Here is a 237-nt window from a genome sequence, read left to right as displayed (position 1 = left end):
TGACCTCGTGGCGCCCAACCACGAACTGGTTAAATTGGCCAACATCATTGATTGGCAGCGTTTAGAAGCCGAATTTGGTCAACTTTATAGTGCAGATACTGGCGCATTGGGAAAACCCAGAACTGGCCCCCAATTTTCGGACATGACTTTAAGTGATTGTTCTGTTTTTATAGTAACCAAAAATATTGGAACAGATGATGACTAGAAAACGTAGAAACCACTCTCCTGAATTTAAAG

Annotated in this window: 1 protein-coding gene; it reads left to right on the top strand. The window is 41.8% G+C overall.

Translation table 11 applies throughout. The annotated features are described in order from the left end of the window. The coding region (locus HC733_RS22845) for a hypothetical protein (RefSeq protein ID WP_190367233.1) at window positions 1-205 on the top strand (205 nt) is incomplete at its 5' end. Window positions 206-237: the final 32 nt, after the last annotated feature.

The organism is Pseudoalteromonas sp. S16_S37, assembly GCF_014694405.1.
GTDB lineage: Bacteria > Pseudomonadota > Gammaproteobacteria > Enterobacterales > Alteromonadaceae > Pseudoalteromonas.
This window is presented reverse-complemented; position numbering and strand designations above follow the sequence as displayed.